Source organism: Halorientalis persicus (genome assembly GCF_900110215.1).
GTDB lineage: Archaea > Halobacteriota > Halobacteria > Halobacteriales > Haloarculaceae > Halorientalis > Halorientalis persica.
In genome coordinates, this window is record NZ_FOCX01000039.1 from 1 (window position 1) to 26,673 (window position 26,673).

The 26,673-nt window shown below is 57.5% G+C and carries 31 protein-coding genes and 1 pseudogene; 20 read left to right on the top strand and 12 right to left on the bottom strand.

Annotated features, from left to right (window positions below; translation table 11 throughout):
- The first annotated feature begins 127 nt into the window (after positions 1 to 127).
- The 3 genes from BMX17_RS21920 (at position 128) to BMX17_RS21930 (ending at position 2,407) form a co-directional block, all read left to right on the top strand.
- Positions 128 to 484: a Fic family protein gene (locus tag BMX17_RS21920; RefSeq protein WP_244515078.1), complete on the top strand. Its 357-nt coding sequence runs from the start codon at positions 128 to 130 to the stop codon at positions 482 to 484.
- Between the two features lie 352 nt (positions 485 to 836).
- Complete coding sequence (locus BMX17_RS21925) at positions 837 to 1,634, top strand: SWIM zinc finger family protein (protein ID WP_092664112.1); 798 nt, start codon at positions 837 to 839, stop codon at positions 1,632 to 1,634.
- On the top strand, positions 1,631 to 2,407 hold the full coding sequence (locus BMX17_RS21930; RefSeq protein ID WP_092664114.1) for a hypothetical protein: 777 nt from the start codon (positions 1,631 to 1,633) through the stop codon (positions 2,405 to 2,407). The genes BMX17_RS21925 and BMX17_RS21930 overlap by 4 nt, the downstream gene beginning before the upstream one ends.
- Positions 2,408 to 2,437: 30 nt before the next feature.
- On the opposite strand, the gene BMX17_RS27605 is transcribed toward BMX17_RS21930, so the two are convergent.
- From BMX17_RS27605 to BMX17_RS21940, 3 genes and pseudogenes are all read right to left on the bottom strand, one after another.
- Entirely contained in the window at positions 2,438 to 2,731 is a 294-nt protein-coding gene (locus tag BMX17_RS27605; protein WP_280141430.1) for an exodeoxyribonuclease VII large subunit, read from the bottom strand.
- A gap of 113 nt (positions 2,732 to 2,844) precedes the next feature.
- Positions 2,845 to 3,432, bottom strand: a pseudogene (locus BMX17_RS27395) (exodeoxyribonuclease VII large subunit); the annotation flags it as partial.
- A 75-nt stretch (positions 3,433 to 3,507) separates the two neighbouring features.
- The gene (locus tag BMX17_RS21940; protein WP_092664116.1) at positions 3,508 to 3,675 is read right to left on the bottom strand and encodes a DUF1931 domain-containing protein; all 168 of its coding nucleotides are present in this window, start codon (positions 3,673 to 3,675) and stop codon (positions 3,508 to 3,510) included.
- Between the two features lie 134 nt (positions 3,676 to 3,809).
- Between BMX17_RS21940 and BMX17_RS21945 the strand changes: the two genes are divergently transcribed.
- Both BMX17_RS21945 and BMX17_RS21950 read left to right on the top strand, forming a co-directional pair.
- On the top strand, positions 3,810 to 4,106 hold the full coding sequence (locus BMX17_RS21945) for a PadR family transcriptional regulator (RefSeq protein WP_004048633.1): 297 nt from the start codon (positions 3,810 to 3,812) through the stop codon (positions 4,104 to 4,106).
- 53 nt (positions 4,107 to 4,159) lie between these two features.
- Positions 4,160 to 5,047, top strand: a complete 888-nt coding sequence (locus BMX17_RS21950) for a DUF8172 family protein (RefSeq protein WP_092664118.1) — start codon at positions 4,160 to 4,162, stop codon at positions 5,045 to 5,047.
- 321 nt (positions 5,048 to 5,368) lie between these two features.
- On the opposite strand, the gene BMX17_RS21955 is transcribed toward BMX17_RS21950, so the two are convergent.
- From BMX17_RS21955 to BMX17_RS21975, 5 genes are all read right to left on the bottom strand, one after another.
- The gene (locus BMX17_RS21955) at positions 5,369 to 7,651 is read right to left on the bottom strand and encodes a copper-translocating P-type ATPase (RefSeq protein ID WP_092664120.1); all 2,283 of its coding nucleotides are present in this window, start codon (positions 7,649 to 7,651) and stop codon (positions 5,369 to 5,371) included.
- Between the two features lie 132 nt (positions 7,652 to 7,783).
- Complete coding sequence (locus BMX17_RS21960; RefSeq protein WP_092664122.1) at positions 7,784 to 7,981, bottom strand: heavy-metal-associated domain-containing protein; 198 nt, start codon at positions 7,979 to 7,981, stop codon at positions 7,784 to 7,786.
- A 146-nt stretch (positions 7,982 to 8,127) separates the two neighbouring features.
- Entirely contained in the window at positions 8,128 to 8,523 is a 396-nt protein-coding gene (locus BMX17_RS21965) for a hypothetical protein (RefSeq protein ID WP_092664124.1), read from the bottom strand.
- A 137-nt stretch (positions 8,524 to 8,660) separates the two neighbouring features.
- Positions 8,661 to 8,936, bottom strand: coding sequence for a DUF7521 family protein (locus tag BMX17_RS21970; protein WP_004515576.1), 276 nt, complete (start codon positions 8,934 to 8,936; stop codon positions 8,661 to 8,663).
- 3 nt (positions 8,937 to 8,939) lie between these two features.
- On the bottom strand, positions 8,940 to 9,290 hold the full coding sequence (locus BMX17_RS21975; protein ID WP_049938495.1) for an ArsR/SmtB family transcription factor: 351 nt from the start codon (positions 9,288 to 9,290) through the stop codon (positions 8,940 to 8,942).
- 114 nt (positions 9,291 to 9,404) lie between these two features.
- On the opposite strand from BMX17_RS21975, the gene BMX17_RS21980 reads away from it, so the two are divergent.
- Positions 9,405 to 9,965 (top strand): DoxX family protein, encoded by a 561-nt coding sequence (locus BMX17_RS21980; RefSeq protein ID WP_011222420.1) that lies wholly within the window; start codon positions 9,405 to 9,407, stop codon positions 9,963 to 9,965.
- 28 nt (positions 9,966 to 9,993) lie between these two features.
- On the top strand, positions 9,994 to 10,392 hold the full coding sequence (locus tag BMX17_RS21985; protein ID WP_089649904.1) for an SHOCT domain-containing protein: 399 nt from the start codon (positions 9,994 to 9,996) through the stop codon (positions 10,390 to 10,392).
- A gap of 11 nt (positions 10,393 to 10,403) precedes the next feature.
- On the opposite strand, the gene acnA is transcribed toward BMX17_RS21985, so the two are convergent.
- Complete coding sequence (gene acnA, locus BMX17_RS21990; protein WP_011222418.1) at positions 10,404 to 13,187, bottom strand: aconitate hydratase AcnA; 2,784 nt, start codon at positions 13,185 to 13,187, stop codon at positions 10,404 to 10,406.
- A 71-nt stretch (positions 13,188 to 13,258) separates the two neighbouring features.
- Positions 13,259 to 13,456 (bottom strand): heavy-metal-associated domain-containing protein, encoded by a 198-nt coding sequence (locus BMX17_RS21995; protein WP_049938510.1) that lies wholly within the window; start codon positions 13,454 to 13,456, stop codon positions 13,259 to 13,261.
- Positions 13,457 to 13,590: 134 nt separating this feature from the next.
- Between BMX17_RS21995 and BMX17_RS22000 the strand changes: the two genes are divergently transcribed.
- The 7 genes from BMX17_RS22000 (at position 13,591) to BMX17_RS22030 (ending at position 20,473) form a co-directional block, all read left to right on the top strand.
- On the top strand, positions 13,591 to 14,181 hold the full coding sequence (locus BMX17_RS22000; RefSeq protein WP_049986206.1) for an AsnC family transcriptional regulator: 591 nt from the start codon (positions 13,591 to 13,593) through the stop codon (positions 14,179 to 14,181).
- A 94-nt stretch (positions 14,182 to 14,275) separates the two neighbouring features.
- Positions 14,276 to 16,882: a heavy metal translocating P-type ATPase gene (locus BMX17_RS22005; RefSeq protein ID WP_092664126.1), complete on the top strand. Its 2,607-nt coding sequence runs from the start codon at positions 14,276 to 14,278 to the stop codon at positions 16,880 to 16,882.
- Positions 16,883 to 16,899: 17 nt separating this feature from the next.
- A complete protein-coding gene (locus tag BMX17_RS22010) occupies positions 16,900 to 17,124 on the top strand; it encodes a DUF7123 family protein (RefSeq protein WP_004594599.1) in 225 nt (74 codons plus the stop codon).
- Positions 17,121 to 18,122, top strand: coding sequence for a DUF63 family protein (locus BMX17_RS22015; RefSeq protein WP_004594600.1), 1,002 nt, complete (start codon positions 17,121 to 17,123; stop codon positions 18,120 to 18,122). The genes BMX17_RS22010 and BMX17_RS22015 overlap by 4 nt, the downstream gene beginning before the upstream one ends.
- A gap of 28 nt (positions 18,123 to 18,150) precedes the next feature.
- Complete coding sequence (locus BMX17_RS22020; RefSeq protein ID WP_011222414.1) at positions 18,151 to 19,326, top strand: NAD(P)/FAD-dependent oxidoreductase; 1,176 nt, start codon at positions 18,151 to 18,153, stop codon at positions 19,324 to 19,326.
- A 307-nt stretch (positions 19,327 to 19,633) separates the two neighbouring features.
- On the top strand, positions 19,634 to 20,179 hold the full coding sequence (locus tag BMX17_RS22025; RefSeq protein WP_229772977.1) for a DoxX family protein: 546 nt from the start codon (positions 19,634 to 19,636) through the stop codon (positions 20,177 to 20,179).
- Positions 20,180 to 20,185: 6 nt separating this feature from the next.
- On the top strand, positions 20,186 to 20,473 hold the full coding sequence (locus tag BMX17_RS22030; protein ID WP_004594603.1) for a hypothetical protein: 288 nt from the start codon (positions 20,186 to 20,188) through the stop codon (positions 20,471 to 20,473).
- 264 nt (positions 20,474 to 20,737) lie between these two features.
- Here the strand turns inward: BMX17_RS22030 and BMX17_RS22035 are convergent, their stop codons facing one another.
- Entirely contained in the window at positions 20,738 to 21,736 is a 999-nt protein-coding gene (locus tag BMX17_RS22035; protein WP_004594604.1) for a universal stress protein, read from the bottom strand.
- A gap of 456 nt (positions 21,737 to 22,192) precedes the next feature.
- Here BMX17_RS22035 and BMX17_RS22040 point away from each other — a divergent pair, with 456 nt between their 5' ends.
- From BMX17_RS22040 to BMX17_RS22065, 6 genes are all read left to right on the top strand, one after another.
- Entirely contained in the window at positions 22,193 to 22,687 is a 495-nt protein-coding gene (locus BMX17_RS22040; RefSeq protein ID WP_004594605.1) for a DUF411 domain-containing protein, read from the top strand.
- A gap of 52 nt (positions 22,688 to 22,739) precedes the next feature.
- Positions 22,740 to 23,111, top strand: a complete 372-nt coding sequence (locus BMX17_RS22045) for a hypothetical protein (protein ID WP_004594606.1) — start codon at positions 22,740 to 22,742, stop codon at positions 23,109 to 23,111.
- A 7-nt stretch (positions 23,112 to 23,118) separates the two neighbouring features.
- Entirely contained in the window at positions 23,119 to 24,000 is an 882-nt protein-coding gene (locus tag BMX17_RS22050) for a class I SAM-dependent methyltransferase (protein ID WP_004594607.1), read from the top strand.
- A 349-nt stretch (positions 24,001 to 24,349) separates the two neighbouring features.
- Positions 24,350 to 24,490: a YHS domain-containing protein gene (locus BMX17_RS22055; protein ID WP_011222411.1), complete on the top strand. Its 141-nt coding sequence runs from the start codon at positions 24,350 to 24,352 to the stop codon at positions 24,488 to 24,490.
- Between the two features lie 59 nt (positions 24,491 to 24,549).
- On the top strand, positions 24,550 to 25,152 hold the full coding sequence (locus BMX17_RS22060; protein WP_004594609.1) for an AsnC family transcriptional regulator: 603 nt from the start codon (positions 24,550 to 24,552) through the stop codon (positions 25,150 to 25,152).
- A 216-nt stretch (positions 25,153 to 25,368) separates the two neighbouring features.
- Entirely contained in the window at positions 25,369 to 25,992 is a 624-nt protein-coding gene (locus tag BMX17_RS22065; protein WP_004594610.1) for an ABC transporter ATP-binding protein, read from the top strand.
- A gap of 169 nt (positions 25,993 to 26,161) precedes the next feature.
- Here the strand turns inward: BMX17_RS22065 and BMX17_RS22075 are convergent.
- A partial coding sequence (locus tag BMX17_RS22075; protein ID WP_139203655.1) for an IS630 family transposase occupies positions 26,162 to 26,673 on the bottom strand: 512 nt, incomplete at its 5' end.

The following is a 26,673-nucleotide window of genomic DNA, read 5'->3' on the forward strand; positions in this document are numbered from 1 at the left end:
CGCCTGTGGAGACTGCGGCCGCTGCGGGCACCGAGGCAAACGCCGGTGACGTGCCTGCAAGCCGTGTCGTCGAAGCAGGAACGTCCGTTTGCGAGGACGGGCGAAGCCCCGCCCCACCGCGGGCGGGGTGAACATTCACGAAGAGATCGAAGAGGAATACAACCTCACACATACTGGGACCCGCGTAGTCGCACCGAAGCTCGATCTTCATGAGATTCGGGATGGTGCAGCGGAGTTCAAGGGACACTATGTCCGGGCAGCGTACCTCCTCAGAAAACTCATCACGACACATCTGTTCGAGGATGGGAACAAGCGAACAGCGTGGGCGACGACAGAAATCTACTTGGCCCGGAATGATGCCGAACCGGCAGAACGGAATGAGCCAGTCGAGCAGGTACTACGGCGAATACGCCGCTACGATATTGACGAAATCGCGAACTGGCTTGAGGCAGGCGATATCGACCGGTCCCGTCTAAATCCCTGACTGTGCGAAGGTTCAAGGGGATGCGCCGGCTACTACCAGCAATGAGTCAGGATGCCACCCAGCCAGCGGACGACGATCTCGACGATGTCCGCGAGCGTGTTCGTGAGCTGATGGATGAAGAGCGTGAACTGTTCGACGCGCTCGACCAGTAGCATCCATCACGACGCGGAACTCCACTTCAGAGCGCCCGGTTCGTTTCTTTTGGGGATGCGGTCCCGCAAGTGCAAATTCTGATGCTACCGAACCGCTCGACAACCACCTCACGACGACGCTGATAATGGTGCTGGCCGATGCAAGTGGATAGTTAACCAGTTCCGAAATCAAATTCTACGCGCGCCTCCGAAGACGGCACATGAATATCGACCGGGATACCATCAAGAGTCGAAGCACCGATGCAGTTTTTGAACGTGGAGTGAACTATCGTGATGAGGGGCGCATTCAGCAACTTGACCGATTCGACAACTTGGTGACCGCGAGCGTCAGTGGATCGAAGCTGTACGACGTAACGATCGAGTTTGGTGGACGGAATATCGACACACAGTGTACCTGTCCGTACGACAATAGCGACGATTGCAAGCACGTTGTCGCGGTATTACTGGATATCGCTGCTGGCCCACCACAAGACGAGAGCGAACGCGTCGAAACAGTCATAGATGACGTGCCGGCGGATGATTTGCGCGGGTTCGTTCGAGATATACTGGCCGAACACGCGGAGTTGCGTGAGCAGTTCCTCGCCTGCTTCGGCGACGACCACAAATCGGTCGATGAATACCGCGAAGAGATTGCACAACTGTTCGAACAACACGCCGATCCGGTCGTGTTCGAGGCGATTGACTTCTCCCGATTTTTCGAGATTGCCGAGCAGTACCGTGAGCGCGAGCGGTATCTGTACGCGGCAACTGTCTATCGAGCGGTGTTCGAGGAGGTCGACGAGAAGTACAACTGGATCGACGGTGCTCATGACCATTACGCACAGACTATCCAGACCGCACTCGATGGATACACAGACTGCGTCCTCGCGACCGATCCGACCCCCCAGAAGTTCGACACCTACGCTGGCGTGCTTGAAGAGCGAGCGGAAACGGAACCGCCGATCAATAGCGACCAGTTCTGGCGTGCACTTGACGACCTCGAGGAACGATACGGATGACCGAGCCAACAGACCGGTTCAAGATCGAGATCGGCACCGGCACAGTCGCACACATCATCGATATGGACGCTGATCAAGCCGAAACGGGCACTCGGTTTTCGCTCGGCTTCAGTGGTCCTGGTGAGAAGATGTGTAGTCGAGGCCACCGTCATCCCGGAGACCAGCAAGTGCCGTTGTCGGAGTTTGTAACTCATCACGATATCGAGAAAGAAGGATTCGAGGGCGATGCACCCACGGAGATTTGCTCGTACTGCTGGTCAAACACTTGTGAAGAAGTTGCGCAGGATCAAGCGAGGGACACCGGCGACCGATCTGCGAAGACCAGCTCTGTCGGGTACCGACTTCGGTGGAAGCAGAAAGGGCGTGCACGGGAGGAGTGGTACGATATCGTCGTCCGACCGGAGACGACGGTGGCAGAGTTGGACAAACTCGTGTGCCGGTTCAGTACGCTTGATGACTTCCATCTCCGGATGTACGGCCTCGAAGACGAATACCTGGATTCTAGCCTCAACGTGCTGCCTGACTCCCAATACGAGGAAGCAGGGGACCGGACGTACACGAGGGCAAGTGAAATGACGATCGCGGATATCGATGACCGATACCGGCTTCAGGAGGACGATAGACTTAGTCTGGTCTATGATTTCGGGACGCCGTCCCACTACTACTGCATTGTCAAGGCAGTCTACGAACCCGAACGCCTCAATGAAGTTCTTAATAACGACGTGATCGCATCGACTGAGACGGCCGCCATCATCAAAGAAAAGCGACCGTGATTCAGGAGATGGCGACGAACGAGAGCAGCACTACGATGGCGACCTTGTAGTAAATCGGTAGGAGCCCCTCGGGTGCGGTCGCCTCATCGACTGCTTCGGCGAGTTCCTGTTCGTGTTCGTACTCCTGCTGGAAGGTCTCGTACGTGGCGTCAAGCTGTTGCTCCAGCGGCTCGATCTCACTCGCAAGAACTCTTGGCGGGAGTTCACGATGGACTCGCCGGCGGCGGTCGGCGTGATCGTCGCGATGTCCGCCACTTGATCCGCGATGAGCTGGTCATCGGTGTGTCCAATCGCGGTGACCACCGGGGTATTGGTGGTGAAGATCGCCTCCGCAACCCGCTCGGTGTTGAAGGCCTGAAGGTTCGAATCGCTCCCACGCGGCCGACGATGATGGCGTCGACGTCTTCCGAGCGGTCGAGATGGTGGATGCCGTTCGCGATGGACGTCGGCGCGTTCGACCCCTGGACGGTTGCGTCCTTCACCAGGATGTCGACGGTGGGGTCCTGGGCGTGGATCGCGTTCTGGATGTCGTACCGGGCGTCTCCTCGAAGGGACGTGACGACGCCGACCCGCTCCGGGAACGCCGGCGGTTGCTGTTTCTGCTCGTCGTCGAACCAGCCACGCTCTTCGAGTTCGCTTCGCAGTCGCTCAACGGCGGCCGCCTGGTCGCCGTCGCCGACGACGATCACCTCCCACGGTTTGAGGTCGATTTTCCCACCCTCGACCCAGTAGTCGATATCGCCCTCGAGGATGACTTCGGTCCCGTCTTCGAGGTCGGCGTCCATCTCCCGGTAACGGTTCGCCCAGATCATACAGGGGAGCTCGGCGTCGCCGTCGGTGAGCGTGAAGTAGAGCGCCGTACTGTTCTTGTGGAGGTCAGTGACCTCCCCGATACAGCGGACACCGTTGAGGGCAGGCGTGTCCTGGACGACCGACGCGATCCGGTCGTTCAGCTGGGACACGCTAAGGACCTCTCTCGCATCGGGTTCGACCGCCTGCCGCTCGGTATCCGGTGCGTCCGCCATCTCCGTTGCCTAACTTCTGAACAGGAACCTCAAAAAGATACGTTCGAGTGACGGGGTGGGCTGCGTTACGCAGGCCTACAGGTCGCGGGGCTGGACCGTCTTCCGGTCGTTGGCCTCGGCACGCTCTGCGGCGTCGTCGAGCAGTTCGGCGACCTCTTCGTTGAGGGCGTCGTAGAAATCTGCCGAGACGTTGTGCTCCGAAAGTGCGTCCTTCACGGCTGCTTTGACGATTAGGTCAGACATTCCATCGCGGACTTCACCTGTCCACTATATAAAGGTTCGAAGTTCTCACGTAGTCTTCCTGACCAGTCCCGTCGAATTCGCCTCTGAGTACCAGAGAGAACATATGCCACCCCTCAAAAATAGGGAACAGGCAGATGCACGATCTAACTGGGTTCCAGCGGGATATCTTGTACGTAACCACCGGGCTCGAGGAACCACATGGGCTCGCAATCAAGGACGAACTCGACGACTATTACGAGCAGGAGATCAATCATGGCCGCCTCTATCCGAATCTCGACGATCTCGTCAACAAAGGACTGCTGGAGAAGGGTGAACTCGACAAGCGGACGAACGTGTACACGGTCACGCAACGCGGATTGCGGGAAATCGAGGCGCGACGTGAGTGGGAAAGTCAGTATTTAGAAGATGTGAACGCACCCACTACGTCGTAGAATCATTATAAAAGCGGGACTGCTTTACCTACTTCCCACGAATCCACAGTAAGATGGCTCGGCTCGTCTTCTATCACCACCCCCAGGCCGAGAATTTCTCACTCAAATATAGCTCGGCATCGGTGGCAGAAATCCTGTCTCAGCGAGAGCAATCCGACGAGTCAACAAAGCTCATCGGGTATCCCTTTGACACACCGGTCTATGTGCTCTACGAAGGCGAGTCAGAGATCGAATCTGCCCAAGAGGTCGACTTCGATCAGGAATGGCTGAGCGACCGTATTCGTGACCTCCCCCGTGCTGGGCAGGTTGTCGCATTCCGATTAGTAGAGTTGCTCGAAGCTGCGGTTGATGTTCGCGATGAGGATGAGTTCCGGCTCTACAAGGAGTTCGAACCGCAAAAGATCCAGCAGGCACTCGATCACGTCTCCTGGGGAGCTCCACTTCCGATCGTCGCTGGAGAGGTGATGTCGAATTTGATCCTCCGACATTCCCTCCCAAATGCGAATCACCGAACTGGCATCGCGATGCTGCAGTTCTGTATTGAGAGTGTGGACCCGGATTTTGAGATGCCACGAACGCACGTCGACGACGATACCTGGCGAGAGTGGGTTGATCCCTATATTGTTGATTCTAAGCGTCTCATCACGGTCCGCCGGAACAACCTCCGTTTCAAGCAACTCGAAGAGCTGGACGTCGACCTCGTCGAACGGAAAGACGGGATCCAAATCCGGTTAGCCGAGTTCGAGCTGGATATGCACTGGCGAGAAGCCCTATCAGAGTATGCTGGGCAGCACGAATCTCACTGTACGGACTTCGCGCAGGCAGTTCTCGAACGAGCAGGACGGGACGATCTGCTCGACCGTCAAGGACCAACGAAACAAGAGTTCATCACGTATCTGGAGGACGGACTGGTCGAACGGGACTTCAGAGAAATGTTTTGATCAGTCGCGAAGCTCGGCGACCGACTGACCAACCTCACGGACGTGTTCACTTCGCTCGAGGTCGAGTTCCTCGGCGAGGTAGTCAACCGTCTCTTCGAGGCTCATATCGGAATGAAGTCTGTCTAACGGTATAAACCTAGTGCTGACGCAGCAATGTCGCCCATCAGAGGAAGCGTCTGTGTATACCAAATTACGTACCCCTCGGGAAAACTGTGGAATCGGTGATCGCATAGCGATACCCACCGAAATCACGCAGTGTCGCCATTTGCTGTCCATTAACCGAACTCAATTGAAAGAAGCTCCGAAGCGATCGGGAGCGTTTCAGTCTGCAGGTTGTGCGTCAGTCGCTGGTGTCCCGCTTGGAAGCTCGGGGATGGACAGGTCCACGCGGCGGAGCAGCTGAGCGTTGATGGCAACGATGACTGTACTCAACGACATCAAGAGCGCACCCACAGCGGGCGACAGCAGAATCCCGATCGGTGCCAAGACGCCCGCTGCGAGCGGAATCGCGAACACGTTGTAACCGGCCGCCCAGACGATGTTCTCCTGCATCTTCCGGTAGCTCGCCTTACTGAGTTTCACGAGCCGAACGACGTCCATCGGGTTGTTCTGGACGAGGATGACGTCGGCCGACTGGACGGCGACGTCGGTGCCGCTCCCGATCGCGATACCGACGTCGGCCCGGGTCAGCGCCGGCGCGTCGTTCACACCATCGCCGACCATCCCGACGAGCTTCCCCTGGTCCTGGAGTTCCTGGACTTTCTCGTCTTTGTCTTCGGGGAGGACCTCCGCGAACACCGTGTCGATGCCCAGTTCGTCGGCGACGGCGTTGGCGACGTCCTGGGAGTCCCCTGTCAGCATCGCCACCTCGATACCCAGATCGTGGAGCGCGTCGACGACGCGGAAACTCTCCTCACGGATTACATCAGCCATCGCGAAGGCGGCGATCAGCTCTCCGTCACGAACGAGATACACCACAGTCTGGGCGTTCTGGCCGGCCTCGTCAGCGAAGCGCTGGAGATGGTCGGGGATCTCGCTATCCAGCTGGGTCAACAGGTTCGGCCCACCAACGTACACCTCGTTTCCGTCGACGTTCGCGCGAACCCCCCGTCCTTTGATCGCCTCGAAGGCGGTCGCATCAGGGGCGCTGAGATCGCGCTCGTCGGCAGCCTCGCGGATCGCTCGGGCGATCATGTGTTCGGAGTCGCTCTCGACAGCTGCCGCTAGTGCCAGCGCGTCGTCCTCGTCGACGCCCTCGACGGTCGCCATGTCGACGACGCCGTGTTCGCCTTCGGTGAGCGTCCCCGTCTTGTCGAAGATGATGGCGTCCAGGTTCCGCGCCTCCTCCATCGCGATACGGTCCCGGACCAGCATCCCGTTGCGAGCCGCCAATGACGTGTTGATTGCGACCACTAGGGGGATGGCGAGCCCGAGTGCGTGCGGGCAGGCGATGACGAGCACTGTGACGACGCGCTCGATGACCGTTGCGTCGAATGAGACCGCGAGCGTCCACGCGATTGCTGTCACGACTGCCGCCGCGAGGGCGACGTAGAACAGCCAGCCTGCCGCTCTGTCGGCCAGTACCTGTGTCTTGGATTTGCTCTGCTGGGCTTCCTCGACGAGGCGCATGATGCCCGCGAGCGTCGTCTCCTCGCCCGTCGCACCGACGCGCACGCGAAGACTCCCGTCGCCGTTGATGGTCCCGCCGATGACCTCGTCGCCGGGGTCTTTCGAGACCGGTTTTGACTCGCCCGTGATCATGGACTCGTTGACGTCGGAGTCTCCCTCTTCGACGACGCCGTCAGCAGGGACACTCGCACCCGGCCGGACGAGTACGAGGTCGCCCTCGGAGAGCTCACTCACCGGAACCTCCTCGGTGTCGCCGCCGTCGGTGATCCGCTCGGCGGTGTCCGGCATCAGCTTCGCCAGTTCGTCCACCGCGCTCGAGGCCCGTCGCACCGACCGCATCTCGATCCAGTGCCCCAGGAGCATGATGTCGATCAGGGTGACGAGCTCCCAGAAGAACGCCGACTGTGTGGGGAAGACCACGCTCGCGAGACTATAGACGAATGCGACGGTGATCGCCATCGAGATCAGCGTCATCATCCCCGGCGACCGGTCTTTCAGCTCCGGGACCGCCATCTGGAGGAACGGCACCCCACCGTATGCAAAGACGATGACCGCGAAGACGGGATTGATCCACTCGCTGCCCGGGAACGCTGGGACGGAGAACCCGAGCCACTCCTGTAACATTTCGCTGTACAGGAGGACGGGGATCGACAGGAGCGTCGAGACGAAGAAGCGCCGGCGGAACATCTGCTCGTGGCCCTCGTGCATCCCGCCATGACCCTCACCGTGCCCCTCGTGAGTGCTGTGGTCGTGTCCTTCGCCCTCGTGTCCAGCGTGCTCGTGCTGCTCGTCGAGCACCGTCTCACTCTCCGCAGCAGGGTGTGCCTCTTCTTCCAGTAGGTCCTGTTCTACCCGCTGCTCGTCCGACTCGGCGTCCGATTCATCCTGCTCGCCGTGTTCGTGCTGGTGACTGCTGTCGTCCTGCTGGTGTTCCCCTCCGGGGGGATTCTCATTTGTATCTTTGTGGTCGTCCATTGCCCATATTCTCTGTAGAGGTGGATCCGCCGGCCCCCTGAATCTTCCCCACTGAAACTGTACAGCAGGACCAGCGTAGCGAAGCTTCAAAGACAACGGTTGGCCGTTGTCTCGGAGTGGTCCGCGCGATTCTCAGGCGTAAGCGGTGTACCCGGCGTCTTCGACGGCCTCCACGAGAGTTGTGACATTTGCCTCACCATCGACGCTTGCCTGTTCGCTCTCCCTGTCGACGGTCACGTCAGTCACGCCGGATACCTCTTCGAGGGCCTCTTCGACCGTCTGCTCACAGTGACCGCACGTCATGCCTTCCACGATGATCGTCGTCGTCATACAGGGATACACACGGCCTCCTCTCTTTAGCGGATTTCCCCTTCGAACATACTGATATCGTGGGGCTCAAACTTTAGATTCAAAGTGATACCTGCGGCCGTAACGAACTAGACATCGGATGCGCCAGGTGTCAATAGCGAGAAGGCTCAAGTATCGTTGTGACGCTCCCTGTACGTCTTCGCCGCTAAAAAGACATAGAGTGCGCCGATAGCCCGAATGCCCAAGCGGAATCGCTCGTTCCATTCTATCGACTCTGGACGCTCGTACAGGAACGCGGTGGCAAATCTCTGATACAGGTCGGGAAATAAGAGGACTATCGCGCCGAACACGCCGGTAAGATTCATCAGCAACGCGTATGCTCGCCCGTTAAAGAGTGAAAGCGCAGCTATCAGAACACCCTCCGACCGGACTGCTGGACGTATCCACCCTCTCACTGTTCCCTCGTCTGGATTCGAAATCGCGAGTTTCTCGAAGAGCTCGACGATTTCGTCCGGGAACAGCGCTGAGATAGCGCCGAGGACACCGACGATTGTTCGAATCATACGATATGGTACGACCGATATGGATATAACTTCCACTGCGACGCTACACTATCGAGAACGAGGGGAGTCCGAACAGTAGCGGCTTCGAACCGGGCACGACGCGCAGAGGCCGCTTGTCGAATGGGCGTCCTGAATCCTTATGGATTCGGGGCATACAGGGCGTAGAGGATAGACAGCATCCCGGCTGCGGTGACGAGTGCTGCGACGAATCCTGCTTCGAAGATCGACACCTGGAGGAGTTCGAAGAGGACGCCTTCAAGGAGGCCGCCAAGCCCGACCAATGCGAAGCCGGCGGCGACGTACAGGAGTAACTGCGTGTGATGTCGTTGGTACCCGCGATAGGCCTGATATGCGATGACCAGTGCTAACGCGGTCGTGAACAGTTTGCCGATGACGAATAACGTGTGTTCCATGAGTCAGTCTCCCCGCATTTCCTCGAAGATGGACGTAATCCGGTCGGCGGGGTCCGGCCGAACATCGATCTGCACGTCGAAGCCCTCTGCTTGGAGGAGTACTTCGACACGCTCGAGTCGCGCCTCGTACTCGCTGTAGTGCCGTCCGCCGGGGTCGACGTGCGTGTACTCCTCGAGGAGGCCCTGCTCGACGAGGCGGGTGACACGCCGCGAGACGGTCGGGCGTGACATATCGCATTCCTCGCTGAGCTCCTTCGCGGAGAGTCGGTCGGTCTTCGTCGCCACGAGGATGTTGCGGGCGTACTCGTCGTCGAGTGTGGCGAAGATGTCCGACGGGTCGGCCTCCTCAGTCACACGTCCGTACTCGCTACAGGAGGGTAATATAGCCCGCCGGTTTTCTGACTCAGAACGCCGGCTCGCTATTATATCGTCTCTACCCGCCTACTGATAGTTGAAGGTGCAATAATTATGTCCACACTCGACTCCGGCATGAACCAGCTTGAGAGCAGAGTCGGCGGCCTGACCGTCGGCGGGAAAGTCCACAGCCTCAGCGCGTGGTTCGTGCTGGCGCTCCGTCTCATGATGGGCTACGCGTTCGCGTACTCCGGCTTCACGAAGATCACCGGCGAGTTCGCGGCCGGCGGCTACCTCTCGAACGTTGCGGCGACGAACGGCAACCCGCTGGCGGGCCTGTTCGCGTGGATGGGTTCGACGCCGTGGTTTGTCGAGTTCGCGAACGTCGCCGTGCCGTACGGCGAGCTGTTCATCGGCCTCGGCCTCCTCGTCGGCGCGTTCGTCCGCCTCGCGGCGTTCTTCGGCGCGCTGATGATGCTCATGTTCTACTTCGGCAACTGGGACATGGGTCACGGGTTCATCAACGGGGACTTCGCGTACATGCTCGTGTTCCTCGCGGTCGCCGCGTTCGCCGCGGGCCGCATCCTGGGCCTCGACCAGTACATCGAGAACTACGACGTCGGCGGCGAGACGCTCGTCGAGCGCTACCCCGCCCTCGAATACATCCTCGGCTAACCACGCCGAGACCGTTGGGAGTACAACAATGCAAAATCCAATTCAAGCACGCGGGATTCGTTCTCTGGGATTCATCGTCGTTGGGGCACTGACTCTGGCCGTCGTCGCCGGAATGGCGCTAACGCACGCGACCGTCCCAGAATCAATGATGTGGAGCTGGCACGACGGCATGTGGAACAGCGGCCACATGGCCGGCTGGGGTGGCTGGGGCTGGGGGATGATACTGTTCGGGCTCCTGTGGATGGCACTTCTGATCGCCCTCCCAGTCTACGCCGTTTACTGGCTGACAACGCGGTCCCCTACGGACGGCCATACTGATGACAGCGCACTCGCTGTTCTCCAAGAACGGTACGCTCGTGGCGAAATCGACGACGAGGAGTTTGATCACCGTCGCGCCCGCCTGGTGTCCGACGACGATCGTTTCTGACCGCGTTGGTGTTACTGTCTGAGGAGGCGTCTGAGGACGTAGTGGAGGATTCCGCCGTGTTCGATATAGGTTACGGCGGCCGGCGTGCCGACCTGTGCTGTGACCGGGAACTCGACAGTCGACCCGTCCGCACGCTCGGCGATAACGGTCAGTTCGTCCATCACGTCGAGCCCGTCATCGAGGCCGTGGATCGTGAAGACCTCCGACCCATCCAGACCGAGAGATTCCCACGAGTCGCCATCATCGAACTGCAGGGGAAGCACACCCATGCCGACGAGGTTGTCGCGGTAGATGCGCTCGTAACTCTCGGCGATGGTTGCGCGGACACCGAGCAGGTCCGTTCCTTTCGCCGCCCAGTCCCGGCTAGACCCAGTTCCGAACTCCTCGCCAGCCATCACGACGAGCGGTATCCCCTCGTCCCGATAGCGGCGACTGGCTTCGAACACCGTGGTTTGTTCGTCGGTCGGGTGGTGGATCGTGTAGCCACCCTCGACGTCGTCGAGCATCTCGTTCTCGATTCGGACGTTGGCGAACGTCCCCCGCATCATCACCTCGTGATTGCCCCGACGTGCGCCGTAGGTGTTGAACTCGTGTGGCTCGACACCGTGATCGAGCAGCCACTGACCTGCGGGGAGGTCGGGACCGAACGGGCCGGCTGGACTGATGTGGTCGGTCGTAACGGTATCGCCGAGCGTCAGTAGACAGCGTGCGTCCTCGATATCGGCGACGCCGGGTTTCTCTACCGGGAAGTCCTTGAAGAACGGCGGTTCACGGATGTATGTCGAGTCCTCATCCCACTCGTAGACGTCACCCGTGGGCGCGTCGAGAGCAGCCCATCGCTCATCGCCCTCGAACACGGAGGCGTACTTCTCCTCGAACATCTCCGGAGAGACGTTCTCGTGGATTGCGGCCTGCACGTCCGCTGCGTCCGGCCAGATGTCCGCCAGATAGACTGGGTTACCCTCATCGTCAGTGCCCAGCGGCTCGTGTTCGAGATCGATGTCCATCCGCCCTGCGAGCCCGTAGGCGACGACGAGCGGCGGGCTCGCGAGGTAGTTCGCGCGGATCTTCGGGTGGATACGCGCCTCGAAGTTCCGGTTCCCGGAGAGAACGCTCGTCGTCCAGAGGTCGTGGTCGTCGATTGCCTGCTCGATGGGATCGGGAAGCGGCCCAGCGTTACCGATACAGGTGGTACAGCCGTAGCCGACGACGGCGTACCCGAGCTCTTCGAGATACGGAAGCAGCCCCGATTCTTCGAGATACTGCGTGACGACACGGCTACCCGGTGCGAGACTCGTCTTGACGTACGGCGGGACGTCTAGGCCTTTCTCGACGGCGTTCTGGGCGAGCAGTCCAGCAGCGATCATCACCGACGGGTTCGACGTGTTCGTACAGCTCGTGATGGCGCTGACGAGGACGTCTCCGTGTCCGATTTCGACCGTCTCACCGTCGAGGTCGACCTCGACACGTTTGGTTAACGGGTGCAGTTCCGATTCGGGTTCGACCTGAACGCCACCGTCGGTCTCCGCATCAGCTGCACCACCCTCACCGAGCCACCGCTGCAAGGCGTCCTCGTCGACATCATCGAGGTCGTCCTCGAACTCCCCGTGGAGAAGTCCCCGGAAGCTCTGTTTCACGTCCCCCATCGGAATCCGGTCCTGTGGCCGCTTGTGTCCGGCCAGACTCGGTTCGACTGTCGAGAGGTCGAACTCGACGACCTCAGTATATTCTGGTTCCTGTTCCCCGAACAGCCCTTGGGCTTCGAGGTACTCGCGAACGAGGTCGACGTGGTCGGGATCACGCCCGGTGAGTTCGAGATACTCGAGCGTCTGCTCGTCGACCGGGAACATACTGATCGTCGAGCCCTGTTCGGGCGCCATATTGGCGATCGTGGCCCGGTCGGGGACTGTGAGATTCTCCACACCGGGACCGAAGAACTCCACGAACCGGTCGACGACGCCGACCTCGCGGAGTCGTTCGGTGATGTGGAGCACGAGATCCGTAGCCGTCGCGCCCTCGGGTAATTCGCCTTCGAGACGGACGCCGACGACCTCGGGGAGTTTCATCGTGACCGGTTGACCGAGCATCGCCGCTTCCGCTTCGATGCCGCCGACGCCCCAACCGACCACACCGATGCCACCGATCATCGGGGTGTGGCTGTCCGTGCCGACGAGCGTGTCCGGCAGGAGCCAGTTCTCGCCGTCTTGCTCGCGGGCGTGGACGACCCGACCCAGATGTTCGAGATTCACCTGGTGGACGATACCGGTCCCCGGCGGGACGACGTTGAAGTTCTCGAAGGCGTTCTGCGCCCACTTGATCGCGCGATACCGTTCGGCGTTTCGCTCGTACTCCAGTTCGACGTTCTTCTCGTAGGCGTCCTCGGAGTCGAAGTAGTCGACCTGGACGCTGTGGTCGATCACGAGATCAATAGGAATCTCCGGTTCGACCAGGGTGGGATCTCGGTCTTTGCGGTCGACCTCGGATCGAAGGGCCGCCAGGTCGACGACTGCGGGTACACCGGTGAGATCTTGCAGGACGACTCGTGATGGAGAGAACGGAACCTCTGCGTCCGGTACGTCTGGCTTCCAGCCAGCAGCATTCTTGACATCCGCTGCAGTAACAGTTTCGCCGTCGGCGTTCCGGAGCACCGACTCAAGCAGAATACGGATGCTCACAGGGAGCGTGTCGAGGTCACAGAGCCCCTGCTCTTCGAGTGCTCGAAGATCGGCCATCTTGTACGTCGTCCCGTCGACGTCGAGCTCGCGGACGGCATCGAACGGAAGTGTATCAGTCATAGTATCTACACCTGGGATTGGCAGTCGTATCAATCCCTCTCCGAATCCGATTCGACGAGAATCGGGATTTGTTACGCAGAGGCATCGTATCCAGCGTCTTCGACCACAGTCACAAGCTCATCCCGTTCAGCGGACCCCTCGACCGTCGCGGATTCTGAGTCACGATCCGCAGTAGCGGACGTAACCCCCTCAACTTCTTCGAGTGCCTCTTCGACGGTCTGCTCGCAATGTTCACAGGTCATTCCTTCGACGGTGATTGTCTGAGTCATATCCATTCGTAGATAGGGGCGAGTATTCTATGTGGTTTTCTGCTTAGAATCCAATGTTGTCGCAGCCCTAGATCACCGATTTCGAAGGTGTGTTGTGGGCAACAATAATGTATCCTGCGAGACGAAGCGGTCGTATGCGCAATTTGGATGAAACCGACTTAGAAATCCTCTCGTTACTCGCTGATGACGCCCGCCGCCCGTTCAGCGATATTGGCGAGGAGGTCGACTTGTCGGGGCCAGCCGTTTCTGACCGGGTAAAGCGATTACAGGAAGCTGGCATCATTAACAACTTCACGATTGACGTCAACCGGGCTCATCTCCGAGCTGGTGTACCGGTATTTATTCAGGCCGAAATCGGCTCAGCGTCGTTGGAGGCCGCCCGCGAGCGGGCTCGAGAGTCAGATGGCGTTGAACACGTCTTCACGACCTCCGAAGGAGATCTTTGGTTCTATGCCCGTGTTGAAGCCCAGAACGTACGTCAGTGGGTAGATGGACTCTTTAACGAGATCGATGTAGCAGATTACACCGTCACACTAATTGACGAGCTTGAATGGACGCCGTCCGTTGATGGCGTCGAATTTGCACTCACCTGTGCTGAATGTAACAATACCGTTGATAATCAAGGTGAAACGACGAGAATCGACGGAGAGATCTATCACTTCTGTTGTCCGTCCTGTCTCACACGGTTCGACGATCGGTATCAGCGACTCGAAGAGGGAGCGTAACGCTGTCTTTGGAATCCAAATTTTCCTGCAGTCGAAACCCCGCCTCTCGAAGCAGTAAATCGCCTAAACCTAGACCCCGTATAGTAGAACAAGCATGACAAGCCAAACAATCCATCTTGATATCACGGGAATGTCCTGCGCCAACTGTTCGGCGACGATCCAGGACACTCTCGAATCGCTCGACGGGGTATCGGAGGCGGATGCGAACTTCGCCACCGACGAGGGTTCCGTCACCTACGACCCTGAAGAGGTATCGCTCAAAGAAATCTACGACGCGATCGACGAGGCCGGGTACGGCGCAGTCTCTGAGACGGTAACGATTGCCATCTCCGATATGACCTGTGCCAACTGCGCCGAGACCAACCAAACCGCTCTTGAAAATATTCCGGGCGTCGTTAATGCGGAGGTCAATTACGCAACCGACGAAGCACAGGTCACCTACAATCCTGCGGAAGTATCTATTGGTGCGCTGTACGATGCTATCGAGGAGGCTGGCTACTCGCCCGTCCGCGAAGATGGTGCCGACGAAGAGTCGGGCCAGGACGCACGAGATGCCGCCCGTCAAGCCGAAACTCGGAAACAACTCAGGTTGACCCTCTTTGGGGCAGTGTTATCGGCACCGTTGCTCTTCTTCCTCATCGACAATTATCTGCTCGGTGGCGCGATCGTCCCTGAAGCCGTCTTCGGTGTGGAACTTGGCTGGGTTGAGTTCCTCCTCGCCACGCCGGTACAGGCGATCCTCGGCTGGCCGTTCTATAAGAACTCGTACAAGGCGATCGTGAAGAACGGCCGCGCCAATATGGACGTGCTGATTGCGATCGGTTCAACAACGGCCTATCTATACTCTGTGGCAGTCCTTGCTGAACTCATTGCAGGTGGACTTTATTTCGACACGGCAGCCCTCATCCTCGTGTTCATCACGTTGGGTAACTATCTCGAAGCTCGGTCGAAGGGCCAAGCGGGTGAGGCCCTCCGAAAGCTCCTCGAAATGGAAGCCGAAACGGCGACCATTGTCCGCGAGGACGGCAGTGAAGAAGAAGTTCCACTCGAAGAGGTCACAACTGGTGACCGGATGAAAATTCGTCCAGGTGAGAAGATTCCCACAGACGGTGTCGTTGTCGACGGTCAGTCTGCCGTCGACGAGTCAATGGTCACTGGCGAATCTGTGCCTGTCGAGAAAGAGGAGGGCGATGAGGTCGTCGGCTCGACGATTAACGAGAACGGCGTCCTTGTCGTGGAGGCGACGAAGGTTGGAGAAGACACGGCCCTCCAACAGATCGTCCAGACAGTCAAGGAGGCCCAGTCGCGCCAGCCCGACATCCAGAATCTCGCCGACCGCATCTCCGCGTACTTCGTGCCTGCGGTCATCGCGAACGCCCTTCTCTGGGGTGTCGTCTGGTTCCTGTTCCCCGAGGCTCTCGCTGGCTTCGTCGACTGGCTCCCGCTGTGGGGTCAGGTTGCTGGCGGCCCGGCCCCGGTCGGTGGGACCGTTTCAGTCTTCGAGTTCGCGATAATTGTCTTCGCGTCCTCGATCCTCATCGCCTGTCCCTGTGCGCTGGGGCTGGCGACGCCCGCAGCGACGATGGTCGGGACGACGATTGGTGCCCAGAACGGCGTCCTGTTCAAGGGCGGTGACATCCTCGAACGCGCAAAAGACGTCGACACGGTCGTCTTCGACAAGACGGGCACCCTCACGGAGGGTGAAATGGAACTCACCGACGTGGTCGTCTTTGATAGCGATGGAAATGTGGTGACTGACGGTGGCGAGCCGACCCCAGATGGTGGACAGCTCAGCACCCGTGAGCGCCTCTCAGAGGATGATGTGCTTCGACTGGCGGCGATAGCTGAAAGCGGCAGCGAACACCCGCTCGCCCGTGCAATCGTCGAAGGGGCCGAAGAACGCGGCCTGGACGTGACTGAGCCTGACAACTTCGAGAACGTTCCGGGCCACGGGATCAAAGCAGTCATTGGTGACAGCGAGGTGCTGGTCGGCAACCGCAAGCTGCTGCGGGACAACGGGATCGACCCCTCTCCCGCTGAGGAGACGATGGAACGCCTCGAGAACGAGGGGAAGACGGCGATGCTGGTCGCCTACGAGGGGGAGCTCGTGGGTGTGGTCGCCGACGCCGACACAGTGAAGGAAAGCTCCAAGCAGGCTGTCACAGCACTCCAAGAGCGGGGAGTTGACGTGATGATGATTACGGGCGACAACGAGCGAACTGCCCGTGCGGTCGCTAAACAGGTGGGTATCGACCCGAAGAACGTCCGCGCAGGAGTCCTTCCTGAGGACAAGTCCAACGCGGTCGACAGTATTCAAGACGAGGGCCGGCAGGCGATGATGGTCGGTGACGGCGTCAACGACGCTCCGGCACTCGCGGTCGCACACGTCGGGACAGCAATCGGCTCCGGCACCGACGTCGCCATCGAAGCTGCAGACGTCACGCTGATGCGAGACGACCCGCTCGACGTGGTAAAGGCGATCCGAATCTCAGACGCGACACTCCAGAAGATCAAACAGAACCTCGTGTGGGCGCTCGGTTACAACACGGCGATGATTCCGTTAGCGTCGCTCGGCCTCCTCCAGCCCGTGCTCGCTGCAGCAGCAATGGCGTTCTCGTCGGTGTCGGTGCTGACGAACAGTCTCCTGTTCCGGCGGTACACCCCCGATCACGACTACAAGCTCTTCGGATTTCTTCGCTAACCGTCACCTCTAGATCAATGTCGAATATTTCCCGGCACACGGTTCGAAGGTACCTCGTCGAGACAGCCAGTAGCGAACCGACATACCTCCGGGCTCGCGAGATTGCCAGCGACCTCGACGGATCTCCCAAGGCAGTCGCGCAGTATCTCAGCCAGCTCCAGGACGAACTCACAATCGTTTCACTCGAACAGTGGGGGCGCTCGAAAAGCACGACGTGGCGATTGGAGGTGAACGGGTCGTGAGTACTGTCACCCGCCGCGTCGAGACTGTCCTTCCGGAGACCGGCTCACGCGAGTGGTGGGCGCTGTACCTGCTGGCCCCGCTCGTCCTCCTCGGTGGGGGCATCCTCGTGTTTCCGACGTTGGTCTACGACCGGTTCATCTGGCAGTATCTCTGGGGACCAGTCGTCGCCGATGCGGCCGGTCAGCCAGTCACGCACGAGGGGGTTCGTGCTGTCCAGGGCTACAACGCGGTGAACACGGTAATCTACCTCGCGGCAGTCGTATACAGCCTCCCCGGACTACGTGCGTATCTCGACCAACTCGACGTCACGTTCGACGCACGACTGGCCTACGGGTTCGCTCCGATCATCATCGCAGGTGGGGCGATGCGCGCCCTCGAGGATCTCGGGCTGCTCGGGGACTACGCGGTGTGGTTCATCACGCCATCGATTTACATCGTCGTCACCGCTGTCACCATCCTCGCGCTCGGTGTCGGTGCACTCTTGCGTGACCAAAATATCGGATCTATCCCGCTAACAGTCGGGCTCGTCGGGTCGGTGTGGGCTGTCGGGGCCGTCTGGTGGGCTGTTTGGCACGGCCTCTCGACATCGACCCCACTCCGCCTATGGGTTCCTGTCGCGACGACGGGGATAGCGCTCGGCGTAACCGCACTCTACTACTGGGGCGCGAGTTTCGTCAATATCACACACCTTCGACACCCGCTAATTCTGCTGGCCGTTTTCGGCCAGTTGTGGGACGCTGCGCAGAATCTCATCGGTGTGACGTTCCTCGGCTACTCCCCAAAGCTGGTCGTGACGAATCTCGTGTACCAGGCGACTGGATTCTCCGGATCGACGTTCGTGCTGAAACTCGTCGTGACTGTCGGCATCGTGTGGTATCTCGCCGATGCGAAAGAGGAGATGAATCACACGTGGTGGTGGCTTATGACGTTCTTCATCGGAGCGATCGGACTCCCGATGGGCGTTCGTGGGTCACTTCGGATGCTGTTGGGAGCTTAACGATGGCCTCAAAGATTGGCAAAAACCGATGACACGAACGTCCAAAATTGCGGTAATAGGTGGAGGGATGGCCGGGCTTGCAGCAGCTGCTGGATTCGACGACGCTGGATTCGTCGTCGAACTATATGAGCGGCAGTCCTACGATAGCAAACGCGTTAATTGCGGAGAAGCGATGACAGCGGTATCGAAGATCCCACTCGAGCCGACTGTAGAGAACGGCTTTCTCAATCCGCTGCCAGCGATGGAAGTGGAGGTGTATGACGGAATCGACGCCGATCGCCACCGCACTGGAGCCGGCACCTTTCCTGCTGCGGATACATATATAACGGACCGAAATGTCGTTGAGCAGTCCTGGGCAGAACAACTCTCAGAGAAGGGTGTTGACATCCACGAAAACCAGTCTATCACACGGACAGATTTCCACGAGTTCACCGATGAGTATGATCTCGTCGTTGATGCAACCGGTCAGCCATCACTCTCTAGTAAAGCGCTCGGAACAACCAACGAGTATTCAGGATATATGGTAGCGCTTAACAGTGATGTCGAAGGGGACTTCACCGAGTTGTACCCGAACAGCCGGATAATTCTGGAGAACTATACAGGGTACTCGTGGGCATTCCCGAAGACATCGCAACGAGCCAACGTTGGTATCGGCTGGACGGTCAGTGACCGGCCTAGTGATTATATGAAGGCATTGAGGGAAGCCTGTAAGCGGAATGGGTGGCCAGTCCCGTCGCAGGAACGGACGAACGTCGCAATCATTCCCGAGGGACCAAGCCTTGATCCCGACAGAACCTATCTACCGGAGCATTCCGTCGTACGGGTGGGTGATGCTGCAGGTATCGCAAACCGACTCACCGGAAAGGGGATCTCACAGGCCGTTGAATCGGGATTCTTGGCCGCAGAGTTGGCTAACAGCGGCCAATTACACAATTTTCCTGACAGTTTATATCAGAGGATGAAAACGGAGTACATTTTCGCCACAGTTGTGAGATACTTTCTTGAAACTCGTAATCCCAAGGTTCTGGGAGCAGCAATTCGTGCCGCTGCCGGGATCGATATTGAAGACGTTGACCGGTCTCCGAGTACAGTTCTACTGCGTCTCCTCCGCCACCCTGTTTTGTTTGCCCGTATTTTCTCGAGACGACGAGTTTTAAACCGTGTCTATGGAGGAATGACTAACCAATGGGAGTTGATTAATTGACATCCGCTCGAGTTAAATTCTCAGAATCTGTTAGCTACTGGGAGGATCGGTAAGTACAGAGGATTAAATCAGCAAATGGAGTCCCTCAAGCGAATTTTCCGAGATCCAGAATTCGGTGGGCTCGGCTTCATCAGTGTTCCCGCTTACACGCCCCAGCACACAATCAGTCCGTAGAGGGTGACCGAATTCCTTCTTGAGAATCATCCAACTCACCTCGGATATCCGCGTTCCTGAAATGAGCCCCGACTCTTAGAAATCACGAACACCATCAATCTTTTTTACTACATCTGACAAAATCAGCCGTGAGGTGAAGTATGCCATGTCAACTCAATCCATCCGTACGAATTTTCTCGGAACCGAGACGTCGTTCTCGGTCTCGGGAGCCTGGTTGTCGTATTGGATCCTGCTGCTCCGGCTGACCGCCGGGTGGTGGATGCTCCACGCTGGCCTTGACAAAATCTGGGCGTGGCCCTTCGACGCCAGCTGGTTCGTCGGCGGAGCCGCTCAGGGCACGATTCTCGCCCCCTTCGTCACGCCGTTCAGCGACGGCATCCTGTTGGCGTTCGTCAACGTGGCGGTACCGCTTGGGCAAACCGCCATCGGTCTCGGGCTGATACTCGGTGTCCTCACGAGGACCGCCGCCTTCTTTGGTGCCTTCATGATGCTGTTCTTCTACTTCATCAACGGCTACGGTGGCGGCTGGGCCAACGGTATGGTCACGGGTGAACTCCTTGGGATCATGGTCTTCGGAACCATTGTGGCACTTGGAGCGGGCGGCGTCCTGGCAGTCGATAACCGCCTGCGTGAGATGGAACTGTTCGAGAACACGCGATTACGGAAACTCCTCGGGTGACTACCAATGAGTGACTTATCAACGGCAGACCAAATCGCCATGTACGTCGGCGGTGGCCTGGTTGTCTTGGGCGTCGTCGTGATCGGCCTGCTCGACATGCTACTGGGAGCCGGGCACCCAGTCGATAGCGAGGGAGCAATCGAACACGCTGCAGTGGTCCCCATCGACATTAGGGCGGGCATCATCCTGCTCGGCTTGGTGATTTGGGGACTCGTCGCCGTTTACAAGTTTGCCGCAGGGTCGGCACCGTCGGGATCGACTACGGGCCAAACCCCATCCGGCATGGACGACTAGTTCAACAACTCAGTCCGTGGAGCCATTTGCCAGTTAATTTTTCGCGTTGCTCGCACTAACGTCCATCTGATGCACCTAAACGTGAAGACAAACACGATTTTTAGGAGTAGCCCTGTCGTTTCTTGGTTTTCCTTCTGGTCAGTACGCGCGCTTTATTCAGCAGAACGAACTTAACACTCTTTGGTTTGGTAGAAGAAACGGGGATTAATACGCAATTAGAATTTCCGAATTTAAGACTGAAATTAGTATATTACAAATAATATTTCAATATAGCCTTGACTTCCGATTCTGGTTTGTCTTTCGAAGAAAGGTGTACGGGTGTTTTTTCAATTCAGCTGTCCTTCGGTTAATCGTTAGAACGGGGTAATCTGCTTCCTCGATCACTTGAGCTGCGACGCTTCCCTGTAATAGCCGACGAATGCCAGTCAATCCTCGTGTCCCCATTGTAACAAGGTCGATGTCAGTCACCTCAGTGTATTTGAGAATCTCCTGCTGAGGTTGACCAAAGCTCAACGTAGTTCGGACAGGAACGTCCAAGGTCGCTGCCTTCTCCGTAATGTCCTCCAAGAGCCGAGTTCCCCGCTGTTCCCAAGAGTCAGTGACCTCTTCCCACGTGAATCCAGGCCGACTCGAATAGGACTGTTCGGAAATGATAAAAAGTCCATGTAGGGTTGCATCATACCGTTTAGCAATTTGTAGCCCATGTTTGAAGGCCACAGATGCCTCGTCGTATCCATCCGTAGGCACGAGAATATCTGTGAACTGACTAGTAGATAACTCTCCTACCGGATCAGAGGGATCCATATCAGGTATCGTCAAGACAGGAAGAGAGATATTTTGAATGATGTGGCTGGAGACGTCTCTCCGGAGAATTCGTGCTAATCTAGTCTGTGTAGGTTTCTGGTGGACAAGCAAATCGATATCATTCTCCTCAGCGTATTCCCGAATAACACCTGGAGAGTGCCCACTATCCACTGCTGGTATCACATTGAGTCCGAGCGAGTGGGCCTGATCCACCACGGGTTCAATTACCGCTGCTGCGTCCCATTCCTCTTGTTTAGTGACTTGATCGGATTCCACCTCCGTGCGTTCCTCATCTTGAATATATAACACGTGGAGAGCCGCATCATACGTTTCTGCAAGTGATAGGCCATATTGGACCACTGAGTCCCTTATATCAGCTCCGTAGAGTGGAATGAGGATCTGGTTGTACAGGTTGATGTCCGCACCTTCTCGAACTTCTAGATGGCTGGGGGAGTTCATACATATCTATACGTAACGACGATTTACCGTGCTTTCTGTTAAGAATCGAAACCGGGAGAACAGTCTCTGGGGTGGTGACTTGAGGCTTTTATCGCAAGTAACTCGCTATAGCACGTCTATTTCGAAAAGAGTGGAGACGTCGTTTGGAGTCGCATCAGTTCGACGAGAGCGTATTTCCCACAGTTTCGAGGAGTGAAGTGTCGGAGTCGGTGCGACGAGTCATGCTCTGGGTCATGTTGGGCGCAATTTAAGGCCGATATGCTCGTTGACGGAAAACCGTCACGGCAGCACCCTCGACCGATGAGGGTCGCCACATAGAGACGAATACGGGACTCTGACCTTTGGGGTTTCCTCCTCAGAACTGAAAGTCACCTTCCCCGTCGTGCTTGAATCCGTTCTCAATACACAGGAAAGGTCGACGTACAATTGAATACTTCCGAGCCAAGTGACGAGCATATGGAACGGGCCGTAACTCGTCGCGAACTACTACGGGTCGGTGCGACGACAGTCGCACTCGGAACCGCCGGTTGTTTGGGGTCATCGAGTGGGGATGAGTGGGATATCGAGGGAACGCTAGCGGTGACGAACGCCCAACAATACAGTTCACCAGGCTGTAGCTGTTGTGGAAAATATGCGTCGTACCTGCGGGAACAGCTCGACACGACGCTCGGGGAAACCGAAACCGAGGACGTGACGGATCTCAAGCGCCAACACGGTATTCCATCGGATCTACAGAGCTGTCACACACTCGTCCTCGACGAGTACGTCGTCGAAGGACATGTTCCTGCCGAGGTTATCGCGACGATGCTCGAGGAAGAGCCGGCGATTGACGGCATCGCGTTGCCCGGGATGCCGGCTGGATCGCCGGGGATGGGCGGGACGAAGTCCGACACATTCACCGTCTACAAACTCGGCGGCGGAAAGACAGGTGACGTGTACACCGAAATCTGAACAGAAAACACCTGGTCAAGATACTTTGGGACGGCAGTCGACACCCTAAACAATGATTCGACGACTCCTCCACGATCTCGGATACGTGCTTGCATACGTCCTTTTCCTCGGCGCGAATACGCCAGAATCGGTCGTTACCCGTCTTCGCATCGCCTATCGCCTTGTCGGTGTCCGGATCGTCGAGACGCCACAGGTTGATTCGGTCGAACGGACGATCTTCCTGTGTCCGTACCGAAATCTGGGCACTACGTGGGTTAGGGAGAAGTGGATCTGTCACGACATCCTGGACCGCGTCGACGACGGATACGTGACGTATCTCCGACGGCACAAGGGAATCGACTACCAGCGTCCTCGCGGGTGTGCCGACCTCGCGTACTGCGACGAATCCGAGTACTGCTATTCGGAGGTTTCCGAACTCGAGTAGGTGGCCGATGGATCAGAGTACTCTCCGCCACCGAATCACCGACCAGTTTTCTTACCGCGGCGAGCGAGCCGATATCTGGCGGGCGTTCGACCTCCTGTTCGATACTGACGAGTTCCTCAATCTCGGCTACTCGGAGTGGTACCAGCCACATATAGCCGGTTCGAGTCAACGTCGCCTCGTCACGGAAGTCGGCTCAAGGGTCGCGTCGCATCTACCCACAACCGACGGAGTGCGCCTCCTCGATGTCGGCTGCGGTCGGGGGGGTCCAGCCCTCCACCTCGCCTATCAGTTCGGCTTCAACGTCACTGGTGTCGACCTCGTTCCGTACAACATCCAGATGGCAACCGAGAACGCACGGGGTAAGCACCTCGATTCCGAGTTCATCATCGGTGACGCGACACAACTCCCGTTTACCAGGGACTCGTTTACCGCGTGTACAGCCATCGACGCACTCGTATACCTCCCCGAGCGGAATCGCGTTTTCGCTACAGTCGCAGATACCCTCGAACCCGAGGGGGTTCTCGTAGTCTCCGATCTCGTGATGCAGTCAGACGTGACTGAAACGGAACGGAGATTGGTCGATTCATTTGCGGATGCGTGGGATATGCCGTCCTTGGGTACTGTTGAAGGATACAAAGCTGCTCTCGACGAGACGAGCTTTGAGCTCAAAGCGGTCGAAGATATCACGAAACACAGCGTCGGACGCTTCCGAAAGTGGACGACGCTGTACCTCCAGCTACTCACGAGCCCGCTCCGGGCTCTCATTGAACGACTGTTAGGAGCGTATGATCTCGATCCCCCAGCGATTACTGAGCAGGTACGGAAGGCTCACCACGCGCTGCCGTTCCTGCGACACGTTATCTTCGTTGCGGAACTAGAGACTACTTGACTGCTACTTGCACGGCGCAAGAAAGAATCGGATCGTCACGTCGACGCTTGAGCATCCACGAATTTGGATGGACCTGTGGGGTCTTCACTGCTCGTGATTGTCGTGTGGTGGATCGTGACCCATAGGTTTAGAATTGGTTCAGACTCCAGTATTTATATAGGACACAGATAGGAATCCGTTGGTATACTCGAACGATAGTTCGGGATTGTGAGGTACTAACCGTTGATTGTGGAGTCAGAAAAGCCAAACCGTGCAGCACGGCTCAAATCGCTATGTATCCCGACTTTGGATTGCTAAGAACAAATTGCTTGATTCAGGCCCTCGTACCATTGATGTGGGGTGAAACCGAATGGCAACTGATCCAGTCTGTGGAATGGACGTCGATGAAAGTGATCCGGCGGCCACAGCTGAGTACGACGGTCAGACGTACTACTTCTGTGCCGAGGGCTGCAAGGAGACGTTCACCTCGACACCGGAGGAGTACGTCTAACCGTCACACCCCACACCTGCGTCGTAGCTCCCCCACACCCACCCCCATTCCGCCTTTCGATGACCCAACCAGAACTTGACGACACGGATCGCGAAATCCTCCGTCTTTTAGCGGAGAACGCGAGACGACCCTACAGCACTATTGCTGAGGCTGTAAATCTTTCACCCCCGTCCGTTTCAGCACGCGTCCGTCAGTTGGAGCAAGAAGATGTCATTCGTCGATTCACCGTTGATCTCGACCTCACACAGTACGAAAACCGGATACACGTCATGGTACGCCTCCAGCCTGAGCTCGGAAAGACGGATTCTCTTCGAGAATCGATCCTCGAGACCCCAGCCGTAGAACACGTATTCACAACTGCGGAGGGCGAAATCGTAGCTGTTGCGACGCCGCCGCGGAATACAGTCGGAAACTGGGCGCAGCAATATCTACCACTGACTGACGTGCGGCGATACGACGTACAACTGCTGTCGAACGCTGCTCAATCAGCGTATGCCGAGGGGACTGAATCCGCACTCAAATGTGCAAATTGCGGAACCACTGTCGGTGAAGACGGACTAGCCACCCGTGTCGGTGGTTCACTCCAGCAGTTTTGCAGTGAGAACTGTGAAACAACGTATAGGGAACAGTATACAGAAAGTCAAGAGAAATCTGATGCTTAGAGTCTAGCATTAGCTGTATACTCAATTCCTGATTGCTTACGAGTTTGCTGCAAATAGTTTTGATTTGAAACAGTAATCGCAGTGAATTAGAAGCGTGTGTATACACCTATGGAAGCGTCCACAACCACCAAAGGAGAAGCTACAAGCAACAAGGTACTCGTCCGTGCTAATGAGATTGAAAAAACGTACGGATCGAGTTTTCCATTTACGCGGTCAGTGACCGTCCTCACCGATGCCGATCTCGAAATTCGGACGGGGGAAATCGTCGGGATCGTCGGCGCGAACGGGTCGGGCAAATCCACGCTCATGAACATCCTCGTCGGTGTCCTCGAACAGGATTCCGGAACAGTCGAACGGACGGGAACCGTTGGCTGGTGTCCACAGGAACCACTGCTTTACGACCGCTTGACGGTCGGAGAGACGTTCCGACTGTTCGGTTCCGGATACGGAATGACCGCCGAAGAAATCGACGAGGCCAAACACCGCTTGGCGTCGAAACTCGATTTCGAGCAGTACCTTGACTACCGAATCGACCAACTCAGTGGTGGAAACCGGCAGAAAATCAATCTCAGTATCGCCCTGATGCACGATCCGGACGTCCTCATGCTGGACGAGCCCTACACTGGATTCGACTGGGAAACGTATCTCACGTTCTGGGATCTCGCCGAGGAACTCGCTGCCGACGGAACAGCTGTCACGATGATTTCACACCTGATCGAAGAGCAAAGTCGTCTCGACCGCATCTATGAGGTTCGTGACGGACAGGTCTACGACGTGACTGACCAGGAAGGCGAGACTGATGCAACGGCCAGTGAACGGGGGGAAGAGACCGATGAATAGGGTTTGGACGGGGATTCGGGCGAACGTCTCCACCTTCCTCAGAACCCCCCTGAATGTTGTCCTAGCACTTCTCCTTCCGATTGTCGTTATCGAAGGCTGGGGACAAGCAATGGCTGGGTTACCAAGTATGCCGACGGTCGAGGCGATTCCGATCGAGCTATAGTAGTCATTAGAAATAATTGCCCACTTTTGGAACAGATAGTTGGTCAAGAGCTGTATCAATCGCTGTCGTCAACTCGTCAAGCGAGTCAAAGAAGCGGTTGCTCAGAGACGCTTGAAGCTGCCTCCAGCATTCTTCGACCGGGTTCAGTTCAGGCGAATATGCCGGCAATGTCACAAAGGCGAGGTCGTCACGGGCCGCCAGGTCCGTGACGGCCGACGCCTGAAAATACGGCGCTCCGTCGAGAACAACGATCAAGTCTTCTTCAAACTCTTTACATAGTGCTAAAATGAAATGTTTGGCGTGTTCGGCGGTGACGTACTCTTCGAATCGAGAGAAGAAGCGATCACCGTCCTCGGTGATCGCGCCCAACAGACACGTCCAGTCGCGTTGGCCAGAGAGTTTGACGGATGGCCGCGTGCCGCGCGGAAACCACGCGGCACGCGGCTCAACTTGCACGGATTTCTTGGTTTGGTCGATACAGACTACGGTGGCGTCCATCTCCCGCCGCTTTTTTTGAG